Below are 23904 nucleotides of genomic sequence, written 5' to 3'. Positions count from 1 at the left end.
ACCGGCCACCGGGGACGCCCCCGCACCAGGGGGCGTCCGGCTCACCGCATCAGCGGCGCCCCGCCATCAGCCCCTCCGTCAGCAGCGTCAGATAGCGCCGGAGGTGCCGGCCCTCCCCGTCCGCCAGTTCCGACGCCGTCACCGTCCCGTGCGCCAGCCGCAGCACGTCGATCGGCTCGACGTCCGCCCGGAGTGTGCCCTCTTCCTGCGCCGCCCGGACCAGCCGCCCGGCCGCGGCCTTGACCGCGTCGCCGCAGGCCGTGGTCACGAGGGAGCCGGAGTCCGTGACGGCCGGTCCCAGCAGCGCCTTCAGCCCCCGCATCCGGATCATCCCGGCGCCCAGTTCGTACAGCCACTCCGTCAGCGCCTCGCCCGGCGGCAGTTCGACCGCGAGCACACCGGCCCGGGCCGCGATCGCCTCGATACGGTCCAGATAGGCGGCCTCCAGCAGCGCCTGCCGGGTCGGGAAGTGCCGGTACAGCGTGCCGGAGCCGACGCCGGCCCGCTTGGCGATGTCGTCGAGGGACGCGCCCTCCCCGTACTCGGCGAACGCCTCCACGGCGACTGTCAGCAACCGCTCGTAGTTGCGCCGGGCATCCGCCCGCATGGGCCTGACCTGCGCCACGCGACCACTCCTCACGCCGGGGACTCTCTGCGCACCTTACCGAGAACGGCCCGCTTCCCCGCCGGACCGAAGGCCCTGAGGGAGGGGCACCGCGTCCGGCCTCCGACGCCCCGGAGCCCTGCGCACCGCCGCGACAGCGGAATGTGCCGGTGGGGGCGGCACCGCAGCACCCGCCCGTCCGGCGCGGCCGTTCTGCGGAGGGGCAGGGGCGTCAGGCGGAGTCGCGCACCACGAGTTCGGGTGTCACCCACGCGTCCGCGCCCCGCAGCGGCTCCTCACCCGCGCGCAGCCGGGCCACCTGTTCCACGGCGAGCCGCCCGAGTCGCCGCTTGTCGATGTGCAGGGTGGTCAGGGCGGGGTCGACCAGCTCGCCCAGGGAGAGACCGTCGAAGCCCAGCACGGCCAGGTCGCCCGGAACCATCCGGCCCCGTCGGCGGGCTGCGCGCATCGCCCCGACCGCGATCAGGTCGTTGAAGCCGAACACCGCGGTGATCTCGGGCCGCGCGGTCAGCAACCGCTCCATGCCCGACTCGCCGCCCGCCACGCTGTGCTCGGGGCACACCACGACCCAGCCCTCGTCGACGGGCAGGCCGAGCCGCCGTGCCTGCTCGAGGAAGGCCTGTCTGCGGGGGCTCGGGCCGTGCACGCCGTCCAGCATGCCGATCCTGCGGTGTCCCGCGTGGAACAGATGGTCCATGCCCTGCTCGACACCGGTTGCGGCGTCGATGCCCACGGCCGCGAACCGGGTCTGCTGCGGGCCGCGCTCCAGCAGCACCAGCGGTACGCCCCCGAGGTGCCGGCTGAGTACGTCGTCCGGGTCCTTGAAGTAGCCCACGACCGCGTCCGCCTGGTGGGAGAGCACGTCGAGTGCCTCCCGCTCCCGGGCCTCGTCGATCCGGGAGTCCCACACGACGACCTGCCAGCCGCGCTGCTCGGCCGCCTCCAGCACCCCGGCGGCCACTTCGGGGAAGAAGGGATTGCGCAGATCCGGGATGACCAGGCCGGCCGTCACCGCGCCCTTCTGGACGAGTCCGCGCGCGAACCGGCTCGGCCGGTAGTCCAGCCGCCGCGCGGCCTCCAGGACCCGCTCCTTGGTGCCGGGGTCGATCTCACCCTTGTCGTTGACCGCCCGGGAGACCGTCTGGCGTGACACCCCGGCCAGGCGGGCGACATCGTGGATCGTGGCCCGGCGCCGGGCACCCTCGGGCCGCTCCGCACACTGATTGTCCGTCCGCACGCTCAGCACTGTAGCCGTCACCGCAGCCCGCCCGGCAGGGGCGGCCGGGCGGGTGCCCGACCCGAGACGGGCGACGCGGGAAGAGCCGGACGGGTGCCGACACGGCCCCTTCTCGCCGTACGCGGTCCGGGAAGGGTGGGAGCGCGCGCCGCCCATGGGAGGCGAGCAGCCGGCCGATCACCCCGGCCCGGCGTCCACCACCCCCCTCAGTCACCCAGCTCGGTGAACAGCGTCAGCTGGAGAGCGCCCGGCGCCTCGATCCGGGAGTTCAGGGAGTTCCAGGGAGTGCGCGTCGGCTCGGCGACGACCTCCGCCCCGGCGGCCGCCAGCTTGGCCGTCGTGGCGGCGGAGTCGTCCACCTCGAAGGCGACCCGGATGTGCCCGGCGCCCCGCCGCCCCACCTCGACCTCGTCGATGAACGCCGCGTGGTTCGGGTCGGTCAGCTCCAGGGTGGCCCGCCCGGCCTCCAGGATCGTGACCCGCCCGTCCTCCGAGGCGAAGGCCCCCCGCTCGGGCAGACCCAGCACGTCCCGGTAGAAGTGCAGCGCGGCATCGTAGTCCTCGGCGGTGACCACGAGGCGGAGTTCCCGAACGGACGGCTCGTCGGACATGACTGCTCCTCAGCGGGTGTCGGTTGACGGCCACAACCCGACGGCGGGCGGGATGATTCCCGCTGACCAGACGGCGTGCCGGACGATTCCCGCAGACCAGACGGCGTGCCGGACGATTCCCGCAGACCAGACGGCGTGCCGGACGATTCCCGCAGACCAGACGGCGTGCCGGACGATTCCCCGCGGGAGGCCGGAGAGGCGGTCAGAACAGTGCGCTGTACGCGTTCAGCGCCGGCTGCCCGCCCAGGTGGGCGTAGAGCACCGTGGCGTCGCGGCCGATCTCACCGCTCGACACGAGGTCGATCATCCCGGCCATGGACTTGCCCTCGTAGACAGGGTCGGTGACCATCCCCTCCGTGCGGGCCGCGAGCCGCATCGCCGCCAGGGTGGGTTCGTCGGGGATGCCGTAGACGCCCGCGTGGTACCGCTCGTCGAGTTCGACGTCCGCCTCGGTCAACTCCCGCCGCACGCCGATCAGCTGCCCGGTGCCGTGCGCGATCCGCGCGATCTGGGTGCGGGTGGCGGCCGGTTCCGCCGAGGCGTCGATACCGAGCACGCGCCGGGGCCGCCCGCCCGCCTCCTCCAGTGCGGCGAAGCCGGCGACCATGCCGGCCTGGGTCGACCCGGTCACCGAGCACACCACGACGGTGTCGAAGAAGACGCCGAGCTGCCGCTCCTGCTCGGCGACCTCGTACGCCCACCCGGCGAAGCCGAGCCCGCCCAGCGGGTGGTCGGAGGCGCCGGCCGGGATGGCGTACGGCTTCCCGCCGGCCTCCTCGACGTCCCTGAGCGCCTGCTCCCAGCTCTCCTTGAAGCCGATGCCGAACCCGGCCCTCACCAGCCGCACGTCGGCCCCGGCGAGCCGGCTGATCAGGATGTTGCCGACCTTGTCGTACACCGCGTCGGGCCAGTCCACCCAACTCTCCTGGACCAGCACGCACTTGAGTCCGGCCCTGGCGGCGACGGCCGCGACCTGGCGGGTGTGGTTGGACTGCACACCCCCGATCGACACGAGGGTGTCGCAGCCCTGGGCGAGGGCGTCGGCGACCAGGTACTCCAGTTTGCGGGTCTTGTTGCCGCCGTACGCGACACCGGAGTTGCAGTCCTCACGCTTGGCCCAGAGGGACGCGCCGCCGAGGTGCGCGGTGAGCCGCTCCAGGGGGTGGACGGGCGAGGGCCCGAAGAGCAGGGGGTAACGCTCGTACGCGGAAAGGGACATGGGTCGTCCTCCCTGGGTGGGGGTCGGTCTCAGTCGGCGAGCTCTTCGAGCCCCCGCCAGATCTCCGCCGTGACGAGGACCGCCGCGGCCGTGTCACCGGCCGCGCAGGCCTCGATCAACCGCTCGTGCAGCCCGGCGGAGCGGCAGCTGCCGCCCTCGCCGAAGCGCCGCCGCTCCAGGCGGCGGATGAGCGGCGTGTAGCGGGCGACGGTCGCGGCGGCGGCGCGGTTGCCGCTCACCCGGACGAGGACGTCGTGCAGTTCGTCGTCGGCCCGCAGGGCCCCGTCCACGTCCCCGGAGCCCACGGCGGCGGCGAACCGCTGGTTGGCGGTACGCATCGCCGTGATGTCCGCGGCACCCAGCCGGGGCACGGCCACCCGGGTCACCAGCTCGTGCAGGGCGCCGACCACGGCGGCGGCGTCCCGCACGTCGGCGGTCACCAGCGGGGTAACCCGGGTGTAGCTCTGCGGCTTGCTCTCCAGCAGCCCGTCGTCCACCAGCCGGGAGAACGCCTCCCGCACCGGCGCCCGGGACAGCCCGAGCCGCTCCGCGAGGTCGGCGTCCCGCACCACCGCGCCGGGCTCGATCTCCCCGGTCACGATGGCGTCCCGGATCGCCGCGTACGCCCGGTCCCTGAGCAGGGTCCGGGGCACGGGCCGGATGGCTTCCATGAATTGAAATGTTAGATGTCAGCCCCTGGCCCCACAAGGGTGGGCACAGGGCCGTGGCCCGCACTCCCCACGCGGTGCGGGCCACGGCCCCTCAGGCCGCCCAGGGCCAGTCGGCGTCCCGGGAGGCCTCGATCAGCGGAACCATCCGGAAGGCCGCGTCCGAGAGGCCTCCGAAGGTGTGCCTGTTCCCGGTGCCCGACGGTCCGTGGCCCGCCCGGTATCCGGCGAGGTTCCAGGTGTAGACCGGTACGTCGGCCGGGACCTGCTCGGTCGGGTCGCCCCGGTGGTGGTGGGTGTACTGCTCGTCGGTGACGATCAGCACCCGGTCGTGCATCTTGTAGTGCCGGCGCACCGCCTCCGTGGTGTCGGTGCCGCCCAGGTCGCCGAAGCGGTCGAGGACCTTCAGCACCGACTCGCCCCGACGGAAGCTCACACGGTCGCTCGTCGAGCCGAACTCGACCAGGTCCGCGCTCTCGGCCCGCAGGGCCAGCGCCGTACCGAAGACCGCCGCCGCGTCGGCGCGGGTGAGCTCCGAGCGGTCGGACAGCCGCGACCAGAACATCGAGCCCGAGCGGTCGACCAGCACCAGCGTCCGGCCGGGCAGCGCCGGCACGTTGGCCAGCGAGTGGCCGAGTGCCCGCTCCAGTGCGTACGACCAGCGCAGTGACGGCGCGTGCTGGTACGCGGCGAGGTACCGGAAGGGGAACTGCCGCGAGCGCGCGACCTCCACCGGGTCACTGATCCGCGCGGCGACCCACTCGGCCACCTCGTCCGAGACACCGGCCTCGTCGAAGTTCCGCAGGTTCCGCACGAGCGCCATCGTGCCCATGGACGGGATCACGGCCTCCCAGGCCGCCTTGTCCATCGGCCCCTGCAGCCAGCCCGCCAGCGCCTCCCAGGTCATCCCGGCCCCGGCCAGCCGCTCGGCACCGCCCTCGGCGGTCACGACCGCTCGCCGTTCCCCGAGGGGCAGCGCCATCAGCTCGCGGTGCGCGGTGAGGACGTGGTCCGACGCGGGCGGCACGGCGGTGTCCGGGTGGTGCCGGCGGTCCAGGGCGTAGCGGAACAGCTCGCCCTGCCACGGCTTGTCCGGGTCCGGGGCCGCGTGCACGAGGTTGAGGATGTCGCCGAAACGGTAGCCCTTGGAGGCGGTGTCGTACTTCAGCAGCGCCTTGCCGTGGTAGAGCCGGCGCACGGCGTCGGCGATGCCGCGCTTGACCGGCTTCGGCACGTTGCGGCCGTACATCGCGGTCCAGTACGCGAGCAGTTCCCCGGGCTCGTCGGGCCGCTGGAGGACGGAGGCGACGACCTGCCGGTTGGCCGGGCCGTCGGTGGCGCCCGCGTCCAGGCGGGCCTTGACGTACTCGGCGGCGCCGACTACCGAGGCGGTGCGCAGGTTGCCCGCGCCGCGCAGCCAGCCGAGCAGGCCGGCCGTCCATGCCGGGTCGGTGACGGCGAGGTCACGCACGAGCCGCTGGAACCGGTCGTCGCGGTCGGCGCCGGTCTCGTAGAAGGTCTGCTGGGAGACGAAGTGGGAGACGGCGAGCAGGAAGAGCTCGGAGCGGGCGTCCCGCTCATGACCCCGGCCGCCCTCGAACGTCCGCAGCACACGCCCCGTGGATGTCACGCGCGAGACGGGACGCGCGCGGGCTGCCTTGGAATTGAATCGTGCCATGGTGAATTCCCCCGAATTCATTCGCATTTCGGGGGAGACGCTGCATGCGGGAAAAGAGGTGGATGCCCGAGGACAGAAGTCGGCGACGGACTAATTCAGATGCTCTACCCAATTGAGCTACAACGACCCGAAGTCGCTGACGGGACTCGAACCCGCAACCGTCCGATCCAGGAAGTAACCGTTGCCTTCGCACCGGGCACCCACCACATGCTGCGCCTCCCGAGATCAAGTCGGCGGCGGCGTCGGATTCTTTGGAAGAGAAGTAGCCGCTGCCATCGCACCGGGAGGTGCGTGACGTTGTGATCTCACTGTAGGAGGCGCAACTCGACCGTCGCGACCGAATTTATGAACGCTTCTGGCGCTTCCACGGGCCGGTGATGGCGAGCATGATGCCCGGCGTCTGGATGCTGGCGTAGAGGGTCCGCCCGTCGGGCGAGAAGGTGACCCCGGTGAACTCGCTGTACTCCGGCTCCTGCGCGGTGCCGATGTTCAGCTCGTTGCGGGCGATCGGGTAGGTGCGTCCGCTGTCGGTGGCGCCGAACAGGTGCTGCACGCCTTCCCCGTCCTCGGCGATGACGAGGCCGCCGTAGGGGGAGACGGTGATGTTGTCGGGGCCGTCGAAGGCGCCGACCTCGGAGGGGTCGGGGTTCACGCCGAGCAGGACCTTGAGGGTCAGGGTCCGGCGCTTGGGGTCGTAGAACCAGACCTGGCCGTCGTGCTGGACGGGGCTCTCCTCACGGGCGTAGGAGGAGACGATGTAGGCGCCGCCGTCGCCCCACCACATGCCCTCCAGCTTGCGGGCGCGGGTGACCTGGCCGTCCGTGAACTGCTTGCGCACGGGGGTGGTGCGGGCGTCGCGGTCGGGGACGTCGACCCAGTCGACCCCGTAGACCGTTCCGGTCCTGGTGGCGCGGGACAGGTCGTCGACGAACGTGCCGCCGGAGTCGAAGCATTTGGGCGCCTGGAGGACACCGGCGTCGTCGGCGAGCCCCCGGAACTTCCCGGGGCCGTACTCGAAGCCCTTGGGCGGGGTCCAGCGGAAGAAGAGGCCGTTGGGTCCCGCGGCGTCCTCGGTGAGGTAGGCGTGGCCGCGCTTGGGGTCGATGACGACGGCCTCGTGGTCGTAGCGGCCGAAGAACTTCAGCGGCTTGGGGGCGCGGTTGGCGCGCCGGTCGCAGGGGTCGACCTCGAAGACGTAGCCGTGGTCCTTGGTCATGCCGTTGACGCCGGCCTTGTCGGAGTTCTCCTCGCAGGTGAGCCAGGTACCCCAGGGGGTTGAACCACCGGCACAGTTGGTGGACGTGCCGGCGATGCCCACCCACTCGGCGACCTGTCCGTCGGGGCGTACCTCGACGACCGTGCAGCCGCCGGCCGCGGCCGGGTCGTAGACGAGGCCCTCGGTGAGCGGCACGGGGTGCTCCCAGTTGGCGCGCGGGCCCTTCAGCTCGTGGTTGTTGACGAGCAGGGTGGTGCCGCGGGGGCCGTCGAAGGTGGCGGTGCCGTCGTGGTTGGAGGGCGTGAACTCGCCGGATTCCAGCCGGGTCTTGCCGCTGTACGTGATGATCTTGTACGTGAAGCCGGCGGGCAGGGCCAGGAGGCCCTCGGGGTCCGGGACGAGCGGCCCGTAGCCGACTCCGCGCCGGGCGTCCGCCGCCTCGCCCCCCGCGTCGGCGGTGTCGTCGGACGCGAGGGCGTTCGGCGCGGTGGCGAGGGCGCCGACACTGCCCGCCAGCGCGACACCGGCACCGGTGATCGCGGAGTTCCTGGCGAAGTCCCTACGGGTGAGCGACATGGTGTCTCCTGTGACGGTGGATATGCCGTGGAGGGTGGCGGACCTCGTTCGGCGAAACCGTCCCGCTCATCCGTGAACACCAGTTGAACACCATCCCAGGGGCGCGGGGAACGGCGCGAAAAGCCACGACGGCGCCGCGCCCGCGCTTCGACTCTCGGCCCACCGCCTGCGACGCGCCTTGAGCGCGGCCGCTCAGCCCCCCTGCTGCGACCGCGCCTTGAACGCAGCCTTCCGCGCTTCCTTCGCCACCTTCTTGTCGGGGTGCAACCGCCCCATCGCCTCCAGGACATCAGCGGTCGCCGGGTGATCAACCCGCCACACGGCCTCGAAGAACCCACCGTGCTGCTGCGCGAGCCCTTCCACCAGCGCCCGCAACTCCTCGGAGTTCCCCTCCGCGGCCAACTGCGCAGCCAGCGTGTCGATGGTCAGCCAGTACACCATCGCCTCGGACGGCGCGGGCACATCCGCCGCACCGTGCTCGGTCAGCCACACTCGTGCGAGCCCGCCCAGTTCGGCATCGTCGAGCACCTCCCGCAAGGCGGGCTCGGCCGAGGCGCCGACGAGCGAGAGGGCCTGCTGACACCGCAACCGCCGCAACGGCGCCCCGGTGTCGGAGCCCCGGGCAGCCGCCAGCAACTCCCGTGCCGCGGCGAGCGATTCCCGCCGCTGAAGCCACTGCTCGGTCTCGGCCTGCGCGGCACCGGGCGGGAACTCGGCCGTGCCGTCGAGCAGCGCGTCGGCCCCCTTGTCGGCGAGGTCCCCGACGGCCGGCGCGTCGAAACCGGCCTCCAGCAGCCGGGCACGCATGCCGTACAGCCCGAGCGGGGTGAGCCGGACCATGCCGTACCGGGAGACGTCGGTGTCGTCGACCGGCGCCGCGGGCTCCTCGTCGGCGTCGCCCATGAGCGCCTCGTCGACGGGCTGGTAGGCGACGAATCCCACCGGCTCCAGCATCCGGAACTGGTCGTCCAGTCGCATCATCGCGTCGGACACCTGCTCCAGGACTTCGTTGGTGGGCTCGCCCATGTCGCTGGGCACGATCACCGACGCGGCCAGCGCCGGCAGCGGCACCGGCGCGCCGTCGGGCGCGTCCTCGCCGGCGGTCAGCAAGTAGAGGTTGCCGAGCACTCCGTCGAGGAACTCGGCCTCGCCCTCGGGGTCCCAGTCGAGGGCGGAGAGGTCGACCTCGCCGTCCTCGTCCACGAGCCCGTCCAGGTCGGGCACGCTCGCGTCGGCGAGCACGGTCTCCATCGCGGCGAGCCACACGCCGAGCACGTCCTGCGGCGAGCCGCCGGTGAGCAGGGCCAGGTCCGCACCGGCCGTCACGGTGCCCTGTTCCTCGTCGACGACCTCGACGAGCCCGGCGTCGACGGCGACCCGCCACGCCTCGCTGGCATCGGCGGCGGCGTCCTCCCCGCTCAGCCCGAGCGCCTCCGCGGCCGCCGGAAGCTGCTCGTCGACGAGCCCTCCCCCGGCGTCGACGCGGGTGTCCGGCCCGGCCCAGCGGGCGAGCCGGGCGGCCCGGGACAGCAACGGCGTGGACAGCGCGTCGCGCGCCAGCTCCGCTTCGGGGTGCAGCCGCACCGGCGGCAGGGGGGAGCGGTCTGACATCGGCTGTTTCTCCTAGCGCGCCTCAGGTGACTCAACCGCTCAGCCTAGACGGATTTCCACCCATGCCGCCCACTTCATCTCCCCGTCAGCCGCCGTACATGGCCGAAACCTTGACAAGTGCCGTGGCCAGGCTGGAGATTGACGCGCGTAGAAGTCGGCGGACACTTGTTCACCGGGCCGGCCCCACCAGGTCCATCCGTCCACCGCGGTCTACGCGCGTCACCGCATCCGCCCCACAGGTAGCGGCAGTCAGCCATTCCACTTGTCCCCGCCCTCGTCCCGGCGCCCTGTCACGTCCCCGGAGGGAATCCCGTTGCCGAGCAAGTCGTCCGCGCGTCTCGCCGCGCTCACCGTCGCCGCCGCGTGTTCCGCGGCATCCACGATCGTCCTCACCAGCCCCGCGCACGCGGAGTCGGTCCGCATTCACGACATCCAGGGCAGCACCCGGACCTCCCCGTACGCCGGGAAGCAGGTCACGGACGTGGCCGGAATCGTCACCGGCATCCGGACCTACGGCTCGTCCCGCGGCTTCTGGATCCAGGACCCGACGCCGGACGCCGACCCGGCGACCAGCGAGGGCGTCTTCGTCTTCACCAGCTCCGTCCCGAAGGGGGTCGCCGTCGGTGACTCCGTGACGGTCAGCGGCACGGTCACGGAGTACGTCCCCGGCGGAGCGACCTCCGGCAACCAGTCGGTGACGGAGATCACCAAGCCGACGACCACGGTCGTCTCCAGCGGCAACGCGCTGCCCGGCGCCACGGCGATCACCTCGCGCTCGGTCCCCGCCGCCTACGCGCCCGCCGGCGACACCGCCGCGAACGGCTCGGTCAACGCGCTCCCCCTCCAGCCGGCGAAGTACGCCCTGGACTACTACGAGGCGCTGGAGGGCATGTCCGTCCGGGTCGGCGACACCCGCGTCGTCGGTGCCACCGACCCGTACACCGAGCTCTGGGTGACGGTGAAGCCGCACGAGAACCGCAACCGCCGCGGCGGTACGGTCTACGGCGCTTACGACGACCAGAACACCGGCCGCCTCCAGATCCAGTCCCTCGGTGCGACGGCCGACTTCCCGAAGGCCGACGTGGGCGACACCCTGACCGGCACCACCGCGGGCCCCCTGGACTACAACCAGTTCGGCGGCTACACGCTGGTCGCGAGCGAGCTGGGCACGCTGAAGAGCGCGGGCCTGGAGCGCGAGACGACCCGCAGGCAGCGCTCTTCCGAGCTCGCGGTCGCCACGTACAACGTCGAGAACCTCGACCCGGCCGACGACACCTTCGCCGCCCACGCCGCCGCGATCGTGAACAACCTGAAGTCGCCCGACATCGTGTCCCTGGAGGAGATCCAGGACAACAACGGCGCGAAGAACGACGGCACGGTCGCCGCCGACGTGACGATGACCAAGCTGATCGACGCGATCGTCGCGGCGGGCGGCCCGAAGTACGACTGGCGCTCGATCGACCCGGCCGACGGTGCCGACGGCGGCGAGCCGGGCGGCAACATCCGCCAGGCGTTCCTGTTCAACCCCGAGCGTGTCTCCTTCACGGACCGCACGGGCGGCGACGCCACGACGGCCACCGACGTGACGAAGATCCACGGCAAGGCGCACCTGACGGTCAGCCCCGGCCGTATCGCCCCCGCCGACGAGGCCTGGAAGAGCAGCCGCAAGCCGCTGGCCGGCGAGTTCGTCTTCCGCGGCCGCACGGTCTTCGTGATCGCCAACCATTTCAACTCCAAGGGGGGCGACCAGGGTCTGACGGCCCAGTACCAGCCGCCGGCCCGCAGCTCCGAGACGCAGCGCCACCGGCAGGCCACGCTGGTGAACGCCTTCGTCAAGGACATCCTCGACACCCAGAAGAACGCGGACGTCGTCACGCTGGGCGACATCAACGACTTCGAGTTCTCGCAGACCGCGAAGCTCCTGGAGGGCCGCGGCGAACTCTGGTCCGCGATCAAGTCGCTCCCCCGCAGCGAGCGTTACTCGTACGTCTACCAGGGCAACAGCCAGGTCCTCGACCAGATCCTGGTCAGCCCGTCGATCCGCCGCGACTGCGACTTCGAGTACGACAGCGTGCACATCAACGCGGAGTTCGACGACCAGTTCAGCGACCACGACCCGCAGGTCCTGCGGTTCCGCCCGTGACACCGCTCGGGGCCGGCCGGGTGGCGGACCCGGCCGGCCCCGGCCACGCTCAACGCGGCACCAGCCCCAGAACGTGCTCGTACCGACTCCCGGCTCTCCCCTTCACCCCCGGGTACGTCCGCACGCGCTCCCACTCCGCGTTCGACGGGGCGGCCAGCGCCCGGTCATAGGCTTCGGCACTCTCCCACTCGGCGTAGTTGAGAACGTGCCCGCCATCCGTACTCACGTGGAAGTGCGCGGAGACCAGCCCGGCATGTCCCGCGGGATCGTCGTCCAGGGCCTTCAGCACGAGATCGACCCACTCCTGCCGCCGCTGTTCCGCCCCGGCCTCGAAGTCGACCCGCACGGTGACGACCAGACCCGGCACCCTCGCGTCTCCCACAGCGCGTTCCCGGCTCCGGTACCGCCGGTACCGCCCGAGCCCGACCCGCTCGATCCCCGGCACGGCGGTGTCGATCTCGTCGACGCGCTCCTGCCGGTGAGCCTTGACGAAGGACTCGTAGGCCTGCTCGCCGGTCCACTGCGAGTAGTGCATCAGCGTGGACCCGTCCTGCCCCGCGTACACGTGGTAGCCCAGCAGGTCCCTGGTCGGCCAGGGCCGCCGCTCCCAGGTCCGCCCGATCACCTCCACGGTCTGCCGCTGCCGCTCGGGGGTGCCGACCCGCCAGGTACTGAAGAAGGGAGCACCGATTCGAGGGTCGGTGGGGTCGGGGTGCTGCTCGGTTCGACGGCTCATGAACACTCCAGTCGTAGCGCCGGTCGCGAACACACCCCACTGTTCAACCTCGACCAAGCTTGAGGTCAAGTGGGTGCGGTGCGACTCGGCGTACGTGCCGGAGCCGGGGGGATCCGCCACCCGGCGGCACGGGGTACCGCTGTGCCACCCCAGCGGCACGCATGCCCGCAGCCAGGTGAGCCACGATGCTCCCGCAGCCGCCGGGTCACGTAAGGGGCCGTGTCCGGGGGGACCGCCCGCAGCGGTTGGCGCGTCAACGGACAGTCAGTCGGTACGCAACCCCATCGCACCGTTCCGAGGACGGGCACCTCCCGGCGTGGTCCCGACCCCCACCCGGCGTCATGCGAAGCGGACGCGCAACCCCACCCCGCGCCGGACGAAGGCACGCACCGGCACCAGCCGACGAGGCAGGCACGCACCCGGACCCCGGCGAGGCAGGCACGCACCGCGCCCAGGCGAGGCAGGCATGCACCCGCGCCCCGGCGAGGCAGAACCACAACGGTCAGCGAGGCCCGTGCGCATGCCTCCAGCGCAGCACCCCGACGGCCACCACGGCCCCCGCCGCCCCGGCGGCCAGCACCGGCCCGGGATGCCGCATCCCAGCCTGGACGACGGTCCGCACGGGACGGGGCCCCGTATGCGTCGCCTTGTCGTGCACGGTGTGCCCCGCCTGCGCCGCACTGCTCCGCAGCTGCACCGTCACGGCCCCGGCCTTGTCCCGCAGATCGGCCGCCCGCGCCCGCGCACGCCCCTTCACATCCGCCTTCCCGGCCAACTCCTCCACCGTGTTGCCGAGTTCCGTACGGGTCCGCTCGATCTGCCGCCGCAGCTCATCGGGGCCCTTCGCCCCACCCGTCGCGTCCGTCATCGATGCGCCCTCTCCTTGATCTCCTCCACGTCCGCCCTGACACTGCCGAGCGCCTGCTCGGGCGTGGGCGGCGTGGCCTTGCGCAGCTGCGCCCGCCCGGTGGCCGCCAGCACGGCCGCGATCACGAACAACACCCCGGTCACGATCAGCGCCGCGGCCCACACCGGCAGCACCAGCGAGAGCGCGGCGACACCCGCACCGGACAGCACGAGCAGCCCGGCGTACGCGACGGCGCCCGCCGCCCCGAGCAACCCACCGCCGCGCCCCGCACGCCGCCCCTTCTCGGCGAGCTCCTCCTTGGCGAGAGCCACTTCCTGCCGCATGAGCGTGGAGAGCTGCTCCGTGGCCTGCCCGACGAGTTCACCCACGGAGCGGCGCTCGTCGTGCACGGCCCGATGATCCAAGGTCCCGGTCACGGTGCCTCCTCTCGACGTCAGGAACACCCGGGTACCCGGACGGCCCCGCTGCTACCCCGTCGACCGGGCCCGTCGGCGCTCGGCGCCCTCGCCACCCACTCGACCCCTTCGAACATGAAGGATTGCTTAGCGATACCTGGTAGCAAAATTAAGTGGAGCTACAGGAAGCCCCTGCCGAGACTACCCCCATGACCACACCGCCTCCCGCTGCCACGGTGCCTCCCGCACCGCCCCTCGGCCGCACCCTCTGCGCCATGATCACCCCCTTCACACCGTCCGGGGCCCTGGACCTCGACGGCGCCCAGCACCTCGCCGGCCACCTGGTGGCGAACGGCTGCGACGGCCTGGTCCTCTCCGGCACGACGGGCGAGTCCCCCACCACCACGGACGCCGAGAAGTCGGCCCTCGTCGCCGCCGTCCGCGAGGCGGTCGGCGACCGCGCGAAGGTCATCGCAGGCATCGGCACCCCCGACACCCGGCACACCACCGAGCTGGCACGGGAGGCCGAGAAGGCGGGCGCGGACGGTCTGCTGGTGGTGTCGCCGTACTACAGCAGACCCCCGCAGCACGCGATCGAGGCCCATTTCAGGGAGGTCGCGGACGCCTGCGCACTCCCGCTCATCGTCTACGACATCCCCGTCCGCACCGGCACCCGCATCGAACCGGAAACGATCCTCCGCCTCGCCGAACACCCGAGGATCGTCGCCGTCAAGGACTGCTCCCACGACTTCCTGGGTGCCCAGAAGGTACTGGCCCGCACAGAGCTGGCGTACTACGCGGGCTGCGACGAACACAACCTCGCGCTGTACGCCGTGGGCGGCACCGGTTACGTCAGCACGGTCGCGAACGTGATCCCGAACCACCTGCGGGCGGTCCTGGACACGTTCGACGCGGGCGACACGGCCCGGGCGGCCCGCCTCCAGCAGCAGGCCACCCCCCTCATCGAGGCGATCATGTCGGCGGGCCTGCCGGGCACCGTCACGGCGAAGGCACTCCTGAACGCCCTGGGCCTCCCGGCAGGCCCGGTCCGCGGCCCCCTTCAGCCGGCCGACCGCAGGACGGCCGACGAACTGCTCTCGCTCCACGACGACCTGGTCAGCACGTGATCACCGCTCCGCGAACACCGGCTCCCACCGCCCCTTGGTGTTGTCCTTGGGTGACCGGAAGTCACTGGACGGGGTGGCCTCCGTACTCCCTGTGACGTGTGCGGGCGCGTCCCGCTGTGCCACCTGCCGGGAACGAAAACGGGACGGCCCGTACCGCAGTGTCATCTGCGGTACGGGCCGTCCCGTCTGCTCCGCGTGATCAGTTCCAGGCGTACCCGTCGCCGAACAGCAGCGTGTGCTCCAGCACGTCCTCCGCCGGGTCGTCGATCTGACCGGCGTTGACGTTGATCAGACCGACCCGGTGGCCGTTGTGCGAGCCGGTGTTGGTCTCGTCGGCGTGCGCGGCCCCCGCGGGCAGCCAGCACACCGCCAGCGTCGCGACCACTCCGGCCAGTCCGCGCACCACGGCCCGCCCCCGCTCATTCCTCATGCCCCGCTCCTCGTTTCGTCGGTTCGGCGTCTGATCGGACACTGCGTCCACCCGTTCATCTGCCGAAACCACCGCGAGGTCACGCAGGGTCATCCGTACGGGATCGTGCCGGGACCGTCAGTTGTGGCTGTTCTGAATCATGAGCAGGTCAGACGATCAGCCCGCCTCAGGGGCCGTTTCGGGGCCGTCATCGGTGCGCTCCTGGTCTCGGAAGACGCGATCCACGGCGGCCCGGGTGCGCGCCTCGCTGTTCGGCATCAGGTGCGTGTACGTGCGGAGCGTGAAGCTCGGGTCGTGGTGACCCGGGTACTCGCTCAGGGCCTTGATGCTCTCCCCCGCGTCCAGGAGCACGGAGGCGTAGAAGTGGCGGAGGGCATGCATGCCGTTCTCGCGTCCGAGAGGTATGCCGGCCGAAGTGAGAGCCGGACGCCATACGGACCGGTTGAAGCGGAACCGGTGGAGCCATTGCCGCCGGGTGTTGACGAACAGCAGCGAGGCCGTGACGGGCGGGCCGTCCGGGCTCTTCCACGGCAGGGTGACCTCTACCGGCTCGTGCTTCGTGATGTGGGCCGCCAGCGCGAAGGAGACTGTCTCGGGCAGCGGGACGTAACGTCCCTTGCCGCCCTTCGGCGGCCCGAAGATCGCTTGCACGCCACGTATGAGCTTGACCTGGCGAACCACATGAACCGTGCCGCTGAGGAAGTCGAGGTCCTCAACGGCGAGGCCGAAGATCTCGCCCTGTCGGAGCCCGCAGCCTGCACCCAGGGAGACCATCTCTTGGTAGGCGTCCGGCAGCGCCTCGTGCCTGGTCATGACGCGATCGAGGGACCACGGCTTGACCTTCCGGCCGTCGAGGGAGGGTGCCCGCACCGATCGGGCACGGCACGGGTTCTCCGCGATGATCCGGTCTTCTACGGCAGCCGTGAAGACGGCCGACACGTTGGCGAAGATCACCCGCGGTTGGACGCCGCGCGGCCCGTCTCCTCCAGCTGGCGCATCCAGGCGCGCAGGTGCGAGGGCCGGAAGGACGCCATGGGCCGATCGCCGAGGTAGGGAAGGGCGTGGACCCTGAGACGAATCTCGACGCTCTCACGGTCACCGGGTCGATGGTGAGCGAAGTCGAGGTCAGCGCCGGTGGTGTCGGCGTAGAGGGCGAGCTGGCCCAGGAGTAGGACCGTGCGGGCGAAGTCCTCGCAGTCGGGGCACATGGCGGGGTTCAGCCACTTTGGGGCGAGCCTCTAAGATCATGGCCCCAACGTCGTGCTTCAACGGGCAGGTCCACGGACTGCCCGACGCGCCGGAAGCTTACGGGGCCATGATCACTCGCCCCGAAGCAGCTCCCGGCCAAAGTCGTTCCGCCGACCTCATGACGCACGACCCACGTTGCATCTCAGCGGTCAAGAGCTAGTGCTCCGCGCCTGAAATCCGTCGGTAGATCTGTCTCGTATCGGTGGTCGGATTTCCCGCCGCCGACCAGGCGCGTTGACCGTCCGCGGCTCAGCCGGAACTGCCTAGGAACTTCCGGCGCAGGACACTAGTCGCGCTGCCTCGGGCCGTGGAATCTACGGTGCAGGTCGCGGACCTCCGTCACCAGTTCCCGGACCGGCCCCTCCACGACTACCCCGGGAGCGACCGTGTTGACTGGCAGGGGGCGCACTGGAGGTGCCGGAACCCCCAACTCGCCAAGCCATGTTGCGAGCTGCTCGGAAGAGGCCACGTACACGATGCGGCCGAGACCAACCCAGGCGTGCGCGGCCGCGCACATCGGGCAATGCTCGCCGGAGGTGTAGACGGTCGCGGCCGTCCGCTGCTCGGGCGTCAGGTGGGCGGCGGACCAGCGGGCCAGCTCGAACTCGGGGTGCCGGGTGTGGTCTCCGGAGGCCACCTCGTTGTGGCCCTCAGCGAGCACCGCGCCGTCCGCACCCACCAGCACCGAACCGAACGGCTCGTCCCCTTTCGCCAGTGCCTCGGCTGCCAGCTCCACGCAGCGGCGCAGGTAAGGCAGTTCGGCGTCCGTCACCATAGAGTATGGTCCTCCTCACATCACGATCTTCGGGCGCAGCATACGTCCGACTTTGGCGACCGGGAAGGTGCACCGGCGGGGGCATCACCGGCGCCCAGGGAGCGAACTAGGCTCGGACTGACCCCGAAAAGCCGCTAGTGGGCTGGTGGGCCCGCAGAAGGCCGTACGTGCCCCCAGCGTGCCCCACGGGGCGGGGACCATCGGGAATTACAGGGAAGGGCAGCGAGCCCCTCGGGCAGATCCTGGTCAACGTCTCGCCGGCTCAGCCGCCACCCTCACACGCGATCTTCCAAACAAGGTGTCTGACCGCGCGTGCCACATCGTGCGGTCAACCACGGTCAACGACGGCTCGCCGCAGTCGAGATGCACCTTTGACCGTGGTTGCCGTTGCAGCCGGAGTGGCCTGGGGATGTCCGCCGCCGATCACGTCCGCCCTTACAGGGCGGGTGTCGCCCCAACACTTGAGCGCCCTTCCCGGGCCGTCCTGGGGCCGTGGAAGGGCGCTCAACAACGACCACCGTCAACAACTGCCGACAGCTCAGCAGCAGGTCAGGAAGCTGATCGTTTAGGCGGCCGCAGGTCACGGCCGCCGATGATCAGTTGTGGCTGTGCAGGATCTCGTTCAGACCGCCCCACACCGCGTTGTTCGGCCGGGCCTCGACCGTGCCGGTGACCGAGTTGCGGCGGAAGAGGATGTTGGAGGCGCCGGACAGCTCGCGGGCCTTGACGATCTGGCCGTCGGGCATGGTGACGCGGGTGCCGGCGGTGACGTAGAGGCCGGCCTCGACGACGCACTCGTCGCCGAGGGCGATGCCCACGCCCGCCTCGGCGCCGATCAGGCAGCGCTCGCCGACGGAGATGATGACGTTGCCGCCGCCCGAGAGGGTGCCCATGGTGGAGGCACCGCCGCCGATGTCCGAGCCGTCGCCGATCACGACGCCGGCGGAGATGCGGCCCTCGACCATCGACGTGCCGAGCGTGCCGGCGTTGAAGTTGACGAAGCCCTCGTGCATGACGGTGGTGCCCTCGGCGAGGTGCGCGCCGAGGCGGACCCGGTCGGCGTCGGCGATCCGGACGCCCTTGGGGGCCACGTAGTCCGTCATGCGCGGGAACTTGTCGACGGAGGTCACCTGGAGGTGCAGGCCCTCGGCGCGCGCGTTCAGCCGGACCTTCTCGAGGTCGTCGACGGCGACCGGGCCGAGCGAGGTCCAGGCGACGTTGGCGAGGAAACCGAAGATGCCGTCCAGGCTCTGGCCGTGCGGCTTGACCAGACGGTGGGAGAGCAGGTGCAGGCGCAGGTAGGCGTCGTGCGCGTCGATCGGCTTCTCGTCGAGCGAGGCGATGACCGTGCGGACCGCGACCACCTCGACGCCCCGGCGGGCGTCCGGGCCGATCGCCGCGGTCGCGCCACCGCCGAGCAGCTCCGCGGCGCGTTCGGCGGACAGCCGCTCGGTGCCGGACGGGCCGGGCTGGTCGGCCAGCTCGGGCGCGGGGAACCAGGTGTCGAGAACGGTGCCGTCGGCGGCGACCGTGGCGAGGCCGGCGGCCACGGCGCCGGTGGTGCGAGGAGCAGTCGTGTCGGTCATGAGGGCAACCTAACCGGCGGACGCCGATCGATGCGAACCGGTGCGAGGGCGTCTCACGGGACGGGCGGTATCCACCCCTCGAAGGGCCCTCTCAGCAGCAGGGACACCCCGACCACGGGGGCCCGCCCGCGCCACCCGCCCGGACCGGGCCTCACGCACGCACACCCCGACACGGCAGCCCGCACACCACACCCTCCGGAGCCGACCCCACGCCCACACCCCCGACCACGGCAGCCCGCACACGACACCGCCGAGGCCGACGCCCGCGCACGGCCGACCCCGTCCACGGCGCGGCTTCTCCGTGAGCGCCCTCCCCGCGTCCCACCCCCCGGCCTCACCCCCGGGCCCCCGCCAGCACCCGCGCCAGCACCTCCCGGGCGTATTCCTCGTCGTAGGGCACCCCCGTCAGCAGGACCTGGAGGCAGATGCCGTCGACGACCGCCACCAGTGCCCGGGCGGTCACCGGATCGGTACGCCGGGACAGCAGCTCGGCGACGCCCGCGGCCCACTCGGCGGCGACGGGCCGCAGGGCGGGCTTGCGCAGGGCGGCCAGGTACAGCTCGTACTCCAGCTCCACCCCGGTACGGTCGCCCGCGAGCCACTCCCCCATCCAGGCGGCGAGTTCGGCGGCCAGATCGGCGCGGGGGTCCTCCAAGCCGCCGCGCGCGGCGATCACCTTGGCGAAGCCCTCGTTGGCCTGCCGCAACGCGGCGACCAGCAGCTCGTCGAGGGTCTTGAAGTGGTACGTCGTCGAACCGAGCGGCACATCGGCCTCGGCCGCTGCACTGCGGTGGCTCAGCCCGGCGATCCCCTTCGCCCCGACGACCCGGATCGCCGCGTCGATGATCCGCTGCCGCCGCTCGGGGTCGTGGCGCCGGGCCATCAGTGGGCCCCGCCCAGGTTCAGCACCACGACCCCGGCGATGATCAGCGCGATCCCGGCGGCCTTGGCGACCGTCATCCCCTCTCCCAGGAACGCGAACCCGATCGTGGCGATGGCGGCGGTGCCGACCCCGGCCCAGATCGCGTAGGCCGTGCCCACCGAGACGGTCTTGAGGGTCTGCGCGAGCAGCGCGAAGGAGACGACGTATCCGAGGACCGTGAGCAGCGACGGCCCGAGCCTGCTGAAGCCGTCGGTGTACTTCATGGCGGTGGTCGCGGCGACTTCGGCGGCTATGGCCCCGGCCAGCAGCAGATATCCCATATGTACAAGCGTACACAGCTATCTGTACACCCGTACACAACGGAGTTTGGATCACGGGGGGAAACCGCTCTCGCAACGGAGAGAAACCGCTCCCACCAAACGAGCCACAGGAGACTCAGACGTCCACTACGGTGTCACCGATCACACACAGGGCCACCACAACTGCGCCGCCGTCAAGGTCGCCCCGTCGGAGGAACAGCGCATGTCAGAAGAGAAGTCCCGGCCGCCTCAGGACCGCCCCTGGGAGAGCGGCTGGGCCCCGGACACAACCCGGGCACCGGGGACGCGACGACTCTGGCTGGCGGGTACGCTGGCCCTCGCGACGATCACCGCGTGCGTCACGGCCATCACCGTGATGAACAGTGAGGCCGAGGAGGCCGAATCCCGGGCGGCGGAGCCGACCACCCTCAGCAGTTCGGCCCCGGGCGGCCTGATCTCCTTCGCGACCCCCTCCGGGGCCGGCACCCCCAAGCCCGGCGCGGACCGCCGCCATCCGTCCCCCACCGCCACCACCAGCGCTCCCACGGCCACCCCGAGCCCGAAGCCCGAGAAGAAGGCCCCGAAGCCGCCGAAGGCGTCCCCCACCCCTTCGAAGCACCCGAAGCCCCCGGCCTCCACCGGCATATCCATACGCTCGGTCAACTTCCCCGACCGCTACTGGCGGGTCAGCGACGGCTATGTACGGCTGGACCGGATCGGCTACGGCTCCGGGCAGCGCGAGAACGCCACCTTCCAGCGCGTCGCCGGCCTCTCCGACTCCTCCTGCTACTCCTTCACCACCGCGGACGGCCGCTACCTGCGCCACCGCAGCTTCGTCCTGGTCGCGAACAGCGACGACGGCTCGTCCCTCTTCCGCCAGGACGCCACGTTCTGCCCCCGCGCGTCGTCCCGCTCGGGAACGCTCACGCTGGAGTCGGTCAACTATCCGGGCCGCTTCCTGCGCCACCGCAACTTCCAGCTCCGCCTGGACCCCTACGAGCACAGTCACCAGTACCAGTCGGACGCGTCGTTCCAGATCGTGTCCGGACTGGACTGAGTACGCGTGAGGGCGGCACCCGAACAGGGTGCCGCCCTCCGTCGCGCTGGGGACCTCAGACGTTGAAGCCGAGAGCCCGAAGCTGCTCGCGCCCGTCGTCCGTGATCTTGTCGGGGCCCCACGGGGGCATCCAGACCCAGTTGATGCGCAGCTCGCTCACGAGGCCGTCCGTGGCGGACTTCGCCTGGTCCTCGATGACGTCCGTCAGCGGGCAGGCCGCCGAGGTCAGGGTCATGTCGAGCGTCGCGATGTTCGCTTCGTCGATGTGGATGCCGTAGATCAGGCCGAGGTTGACGACGTCGATGCCCAGTTCGGGGTCGACGACGTCGTACAGCGCCTCACGGACCTCTTCCTCCGAGGCCGGCTTCATCTCAACGGTCTCGCTCATGCCGTCGTCTCCTTCTCGGCGTCGGCTCCGCCCAGCACCTGGGCCGTAGCGTCCTTCCAGGCCATCCAGCTCAGCAGGGCGCACTTCACCCGGGCCGGGTACTTGGACACCCCGGCGAACGCGACCGCGTCCTCCAGGATGTCCTCCATCGCGTCGTCGGGTTCGAGCTTCCCCTTGGACTGCATCAGCTCCAGGAAGGTCTCCTGGATCTTCCGCGCGTCGGAGAGGTCCTTGCCGACGAGGAGGTCGTTCAGCACGGACGCGCTCGCCTGGCTGATCGAACAGCCCTGGCCTTCGTACGAGACGTCCTCGATCGTGGTGCCGTCGTACTTCACGCGCAGCGTGATCTCGTCACCGCACGTCGGGTTGACGTGGTGCACCTCGGCGTCGCCATCCCGCAAGCCCCGCCCGTGCGGGTTCTTGTAGTGGTCCAGGATGACTTCCTGGTACATGGAGTCCAGTTTCACCGTCTAGCACGCCCCTCAGCCGAAGAAGTTCCGTACGTGCTCCAGGCCGTCGACCAGTGCGTCGATCTCGGCCGGCGTGGAGTACAGATAGAACGACGCTCGCGTGGTCGCAGGAATTCCGTACCGCAGGCAGACCGGCCGGGCGCAGTGGTGTCCGACCCGGACGGCGATGCCCTGCTCGTCGAGGACCTGGCCCACGTCGTGCGGGTGGATGTCGCCGAGCGTGAAGGAGATCGCCGCGCCGCGCTCCTCGGCCGTGGTGGGGCCGATGATGCGCAGGTCGGGGACCTCCAGCAGCCGCTTGACCGCGTACTCGGTGAGCGCGTGCTCGTGGGCGAGGATCTTGTCCATGCCGATCGAGTCGAGGTAGTCGATCGCCGCGCCGAGACCGACCGCCTGGGCGATCGGGGGCGTGCCCGCCTCGAACTTGTGGGGCGCCGGGGCGTAGGTCGAGGAGTGCATGGACACCGTCTCGATCATCTCGCCGCCGCCGAGGAACGGGGGCAGGTCCTCCAGCAGCTCCTGGCGGCCCCACAGGACGCCGATGCCGGTCGGGCCGCACATCTTGTGGCCGGTGAAGGCCACGAAGTCGGCCTGGAGGGCCTGGACGTCCAGCGGCATGTGCGGCGCGGCCTGGGAGGCGTCGATGCACACCAGCGCACCGACCTCCTGGGCGCGGCGCACGATCGCCTCGACCGGGTTCTGGGTGCCGAGGATGTTGGAGACCAGCACGAAGGAGACGATCTTCGTCTTCTCCGTGATGACCTCGTCGATGTTCGACAGGTCGAGGCGGCCGTCGTCGGTGAGGCCGAACCACTTCAGCTTCGCGCCCGTGCGCTGCGCGAGCAGCTGCCACGGCACGATGTTGGAGTGGTGCTCCATCTCCGTGATGACGATCTCGGTGTCGGAGTCCACGCGGTAGGGCTCGTCGGCCCAGCCCAGCATGTTCGCCACGAGGTTGAGCGACTCCGAGGCGTTCTTGGTGAAGATCACCTCGTCGCGCGAGGGCGCGTTGATGAACTCCGCGACCTTGTCGCGCGCACCCTCGTACAGCGCCGTGGCCTCCTCGGCGAGCACATGCACACCGCGGTGGACGTTGGCGTTGTAGCGCTCGTAGTACTCGCTCAGGGCGTCCAGCACCTGGCGCGGCTTCTGGCTCGTCGCCGCGTTGTCCAGGTACACGAGCTTCCGGCCTTCGTGGACCTGGCGGTCCAGGATGGGGAAGTCCTTGCGGATCGCCTCGGTGTCGAGGAGGCCCGGCAGCAGTGTCACGCGGATACGCCACCCTTCGTGTCGACTCCGTCGAGCTTCGCATAAACCTCGTAGCCCTCGTTCTCCAGCTTGTCGGCGAGCTCGGCGCCGCCGGACTCGACGATCCGGCCTGCGGAGAACACGTGGACGAAGTCGGGCTTGATGTAGCGCAGGATGCGCGTGTAGTGGGTGATCAGCAGGGTGCCGACCTCGCCCGTCTCGCGGACGCGGTTCACGCCCTCGGACACGACGCGCAGGGCGTCGACGTCCAGACCGGAGTCGGTCTCGTCGAGGATCGCCATCTTGGGCTTGAGCAGCTCCAGCTGGAGGATCTCGTGGCGCTTCTTCTCACCGCCGGAGAAGCCCTCGTTGACGTTGCGCTCGGCGAAGGCGGGGTCCATGTTGAGGCGCTCCATGGCCTCCTTGACCTCCTTCACCCAGGTGCGCAGCTTGGGGGCCTCGCCACGGACGGCGGTGGCGGAGGTGCGCAGGAAGTTCGACACGGACACACCCGGCACCTCGACCGGGTACTGCATCGCGAGGAACAGGCCGGCGCGGGCGCGCTCGTCGACGGACATCTCCAGGACGTCCTCGCCGTCGAGGGTGACGGTGCCGCCGGTGATCGTGTACTTCGGGTGCCCCGCGAGGGAGTAGGCGAGGGTCGACTTGCCGGAGCCGTTGGGGCCCATGATGGCGTGCGTCTCGCCCTGCTTCACGGTGAGGTCGACGCCCTTGAGGATCTCCTTCGTGGCGTTGTCGGCCTCGACGGTGACGTGCAGGTCTCGGATTTCAAGCGTTGCCATGGGTGCC

25 protein-coding genes are annotated in these 23904 nt (G+C 71.0%); 3 read left to right on the top strand and 22 right to left on the bottom strand.

Annotation, left to right across the window (positions count from 1 at the left end; translation table 11 throughout):
- Positions 1-49 precede the first annotated feature (49 nt).
- The 8 genes from ACZ7EG_RS24505 to ACZ7EG_RS24470 form a co-directional block, all read right to left on the bottom strand.
- Complete coding sequence (locus ACZ7EG_RS24505) at positions 50-625, bottom strand: TetR/AcrR family transcriptional regulator (protein ID WP_471082676.1); 576 nt, start codon at positions 623-625, stop codon at positions 50-52.
- 211 nt (positions 626-836) lie between these two features.
- Entirely contained in the window at positions 837-1862 is a 1026-nt protein-coding gene (locus ACZ7EG_RS24500) for a LacI family DNA-binding transcriptional regulator (RefSeq protein WP_471082673.1), read from the bottom strand.
- 206 nt (positions 1863-2068) lie between these two features.
- Positions 2069-2473, bottom strand: a complete 405-nt coding sequence (locus ACZ7EG_RS24495; protein ID WP_471082670.1) for a VOC family protein — start codon at positions 2471-2473, stop codon at positions 2069-2071.
- A gap of 202 nt (positions 2474-2675) precedes the next feature.
- Positions 2676-3692 (bottom strand): 1-aminocyclopropane-1-carboxylate deaminase, encoded by a 1017-nt coding sequence (locus ACZ7EG_RS24490; protein ID WP_471082667.1) that lies wholly within the window; start codon positions 3690-3692, stop codon positions 2676-2678.
- 29 nt (positions 3693-3721) lie between these two features.
- A complete protein-coding gene (locus ACZ7EG_RS24485) occupies positions 3722-4363 on the bottom strand; it encodes a GntR family transcriptional regulator (protein WP_471082665.1) in 642 nt (213 codons plus the stop codon).
- A gap of 91 nt (positions 4364-4454) precedes the next feature.
- Complete coding sequence (locus tag ACZ7EG_RS24480) at positions 4455-6038, bottom strand: TROVE domain-containing protein (RefSeq protein WP_471082661.1); 1584 nt, start codon at positions 6036-6038, stop codon at positions 4455-4457.
- 343 nt (positions 6039-6381) lie between these two features.
- Entirely contained in the window at positions 6382-7830 is a 1449-nt protein-coding gene (locus tag ACZ7EG_RS24475; RefSeq protein ID WP_471082657.1) for an alkaline phosphatase PhoX, read from the bottom strand.
- 192 nt (positions 7831-8022) lie between these two features.
- Complete coding sequence (locus ACZ7EG_RS24470) at positions 8023-9441, bottom strand: hypothetical protein (RefSeq protein ID WP_471082654.1); 1419 nt, start codon at positions 9439-9441, stop codon at positions 8023-8025.
- Positions 9442-9754: 313 nt separating this feature from the next.
- Here ACZ7EG_RS24470 and ACZ7EG_RS24465 point away from each other — a divergent pair, with 313 nt between their 5' ends.
- The gene (locus ACZ7EG_RS24465; RefSeq protein ID WP_471082651.1) at positions 9755-11584 is read left to right on the top strand and encodes an endonuclease/exonuclease/phosphatase family protein; all 1830 of its coding nucleotides are present in this window, start codon (positions 9755-9757) and stop codon (positions 11582-11584) included.
- Positions 11585-11633: 49 nt separating this feature from the next.
- On the opposite strand, the gene ACZ7EG_RS24460 is transcribed toward ACZ7EG_RS24465, so the two are convergent.
- The 3 genes from ACZ7EG_RS24460 to ACZ7EG_RS24450 all read right to left on the bottom strand — a co-directional run bounded on the left by ACZ7EG_RS24460 (position 11634) and on the right by ACZ7EG_RS24450 (position 13604).
- On the bottom strand, positions 11634-12320 hold the full coding sequence (locus ACZ7EG_RS24460) for an antibiotic biosynthesis monooxygenase (protein WP_471082648.1): 687 nt from the start codon (positions 12318-12320) through the stop codon (positions 11634-11636).
- Between the two features lie 502 nt (positions 12321-12822).
- The gene (locus ACZ7EG_RS24455; protein WP_471082645.1) at positions 12823-13188 is read right to left on the bottom strand and encodes a DUF3618 domain-containing protein; all 366 of its coding nucleotides are present in this window, start codon (positions 13186-13188) and stop codon (positions 12823-12825) included.
- Positions 13185-13604, bottom strand: a complete 420-nt coding sequence (locus tag ACZ7EG_RS24450) for a phage holin family protein (RefSeq protein ID WP_471082642.1) — start codon at positions 13602-13604, stop codon at positions 13185-13187. Before ACZ7EG_RS24450 ends, ACZ7EG_RS24455 begins: the two co-directional genes overlap by 4 nt.
- A gap of 188 nt (positions 13605-13792) precedes the next feature.
- Here ACZ7EG_RS24450 and dapA point away from each other — a divergent pair, with 188 nt between their 5' ends.
- Entirely contained in the window at positions 13793-14710 is a 918-nt protein-coding gene (dapA, locus tag ACZ7EG_RS24445; protein WP_471082639.1) for a 4-hydroxy-tetrahydrodipicolinate synthase, read from the top strand.
- Between the two features lie 199 nt (positions 14711-14909).
- Here dapA and ACZ7EG_RS24440 read toward each other — a convergent pair whose 3' ends face one another.
- The 7 genes from ACZ7EG_RS24440 to ACZ7EG_RS24410 form a co-directional block, all read right to left on the bottom strand.
- Positions 14910-15140 carry a hypothetical protein gene (locus tag ACZ7EG_RS24440; RefSeq protein ID WP_471082636.1) on the bottom strand — a complete coding sequence of 77 codons (231 nt, stop codon included), beginning with the start codon at positions 15138-15140 and terminating at the stop codon, positions 14910-14912.
- A gap of 156 nt (positions 15141-15296) precedes the next feature.
- Positions 15297-15953, bottom strand: a complete 657-nt coding sequence (locus ACZ7EG_RS24435) for a tyrosine-type recombinase/integrase (protein WP_471082633.1) — start codon at positions 15951-15953, stop codon at positions 15297-15299.
- 137 nt (positions 15954-16090) lie between these two features.
- Positions 16091-16348 (bottom strand): hypothetical protein, encoded by a 258-nt coding sequence (locus ACZ7EG_RS24430; RefSeq protein ID WP_471082629.1) that lies wholly within the window; start codon positions 16346-16348, stop codon positions 16091-16093.
- Positions 16349-16674: 326 nt separating this feature from the next.
- Positions 16675-17163: a nucleoside deaminase gene (locus ACZ7EG_RS24425; protein WP_471082626.1), complete on the bottom strand. Its 489-nt coding sequence runs from the start codon at positions 17161-17163 to the stop codon at positions 16675-16677.
- Between the two features lie 596 nt (positions 17164-17759).
- Entirely contained in the window at positions 17760-18749 is a 990-nt protein-coding gene (gene dapD, locus ACZ7EG_RS24420) for a 2,3,4,5-tetrahydropyridine-2,6-dicarboxylate N-succinyltransferase (RefSeq protein ID WP_471082623.1), read from the bottom strand.
- Positions 18750-19083: 334 nt separating this feature from the next.
- A complete protein-coding gene (locus tag ACZ7EG_RS24415; protein WP_471082620.1) occupies positions 19084-19632 on the bottom strand; it encodes a TetR/AcrR family transcriptional regulator in 549 nt (182 codons plus the stop codon).
- Complete coding sequence (locus ACZ7EG_RS24410) at positions 19632-19952, bottom strand: DMT family transporter (RefSeq protein WP_471082617.1); 321 nt, start codon at positions 19950-19952, stop codon at positions 19632-19634. The genes ACZ7EG_RS24415 and ACZ7EG_RS24410 overlap by 1 nt, the downstream gene beginning before the upstream one ends.
- A 202-nt stretch (positions 19953-20154) precedes the next feature.
- Between ACZ7EG_RS24410 and ACZ7EG_RS24405 the strand changes: the two genes are divergently transcribed.
- Positions 20155-20988, top strand: coding sequence for an AbfB domain-containing protein (locus tag ACZ7EG_RS24405; RefSeq protein ID WP_471082614.1), 834 nt, complete (start codon positions 20155-20157; stop codon positions 20986-20988).
- A 55-nt stretch (positions 20989-21043) separates the two neighbouring features.
- On the opposite strand, the gene ACZ7EG_RS24400 is transcribed toward ACZ7EG_RS24405, so the two are convergent.
- The 4 genes from ACZ7EG_RS24400 to sufC are packed head-to-tail and all read right to left on the bottom strand — an operon-like array spanning position 21044 to position 23897.
- A complete protein-coding gene (locus ACZ7EG_RS24400) occupies positions 21044-21376 on the bottom strand; it encodes a metal-sulfur cluster assembly factor (protein WP_053670670.1) in 333 nt (110 codons plus the stop codon).
- Positions 21373-21843 (bottom strand): Fe-S cluster assembly sulfur transfer protein SufU, encoded by a 471-nt coding sequence (gene sufU / locus ACZ7EG_RS24395; protein WP_033310795.1) that lies wholly within the window; start codon positions 21841-21843, stop codon positions 21373-21375. The genes ACZ7EG_RS24400 and sufU overlap by 4 nt, the downstream gene beginning before the upstream one ends.
- 15 nt (positions 21844-21858) lie before the next feature.
- Positions 21859-23115, bottom strand: coding sequence for a cysteine desulfurase (locus ACZ7EG_RS24390; protein ID WP_471082609.1), 1257 nt, complete (start codon positions 23113-23115; stop codon positions 21859-21861).
- Entirely contained in the window at positions 23112-23897 is a 786-nt protein-coding gene (gene sufC / locus ACZ7EG_RS24385; protein WP_471082606.1) for a Fe-S cluster assembly ATPase SufC, read from the bottom strand. Before sufC ends, ACZ7EG_RS24390 begins: the two co-directional genes overlap by 4 nt.
- Positions 23898-23904 lie beyond the last annotated feature (7 nt).

Source organism: Streptomyces sp. NPDC037100 (assembly GCF_055606225.1).
This window is presented reverse-complemented; position numbering and strand designations above follow the sequence as displayed.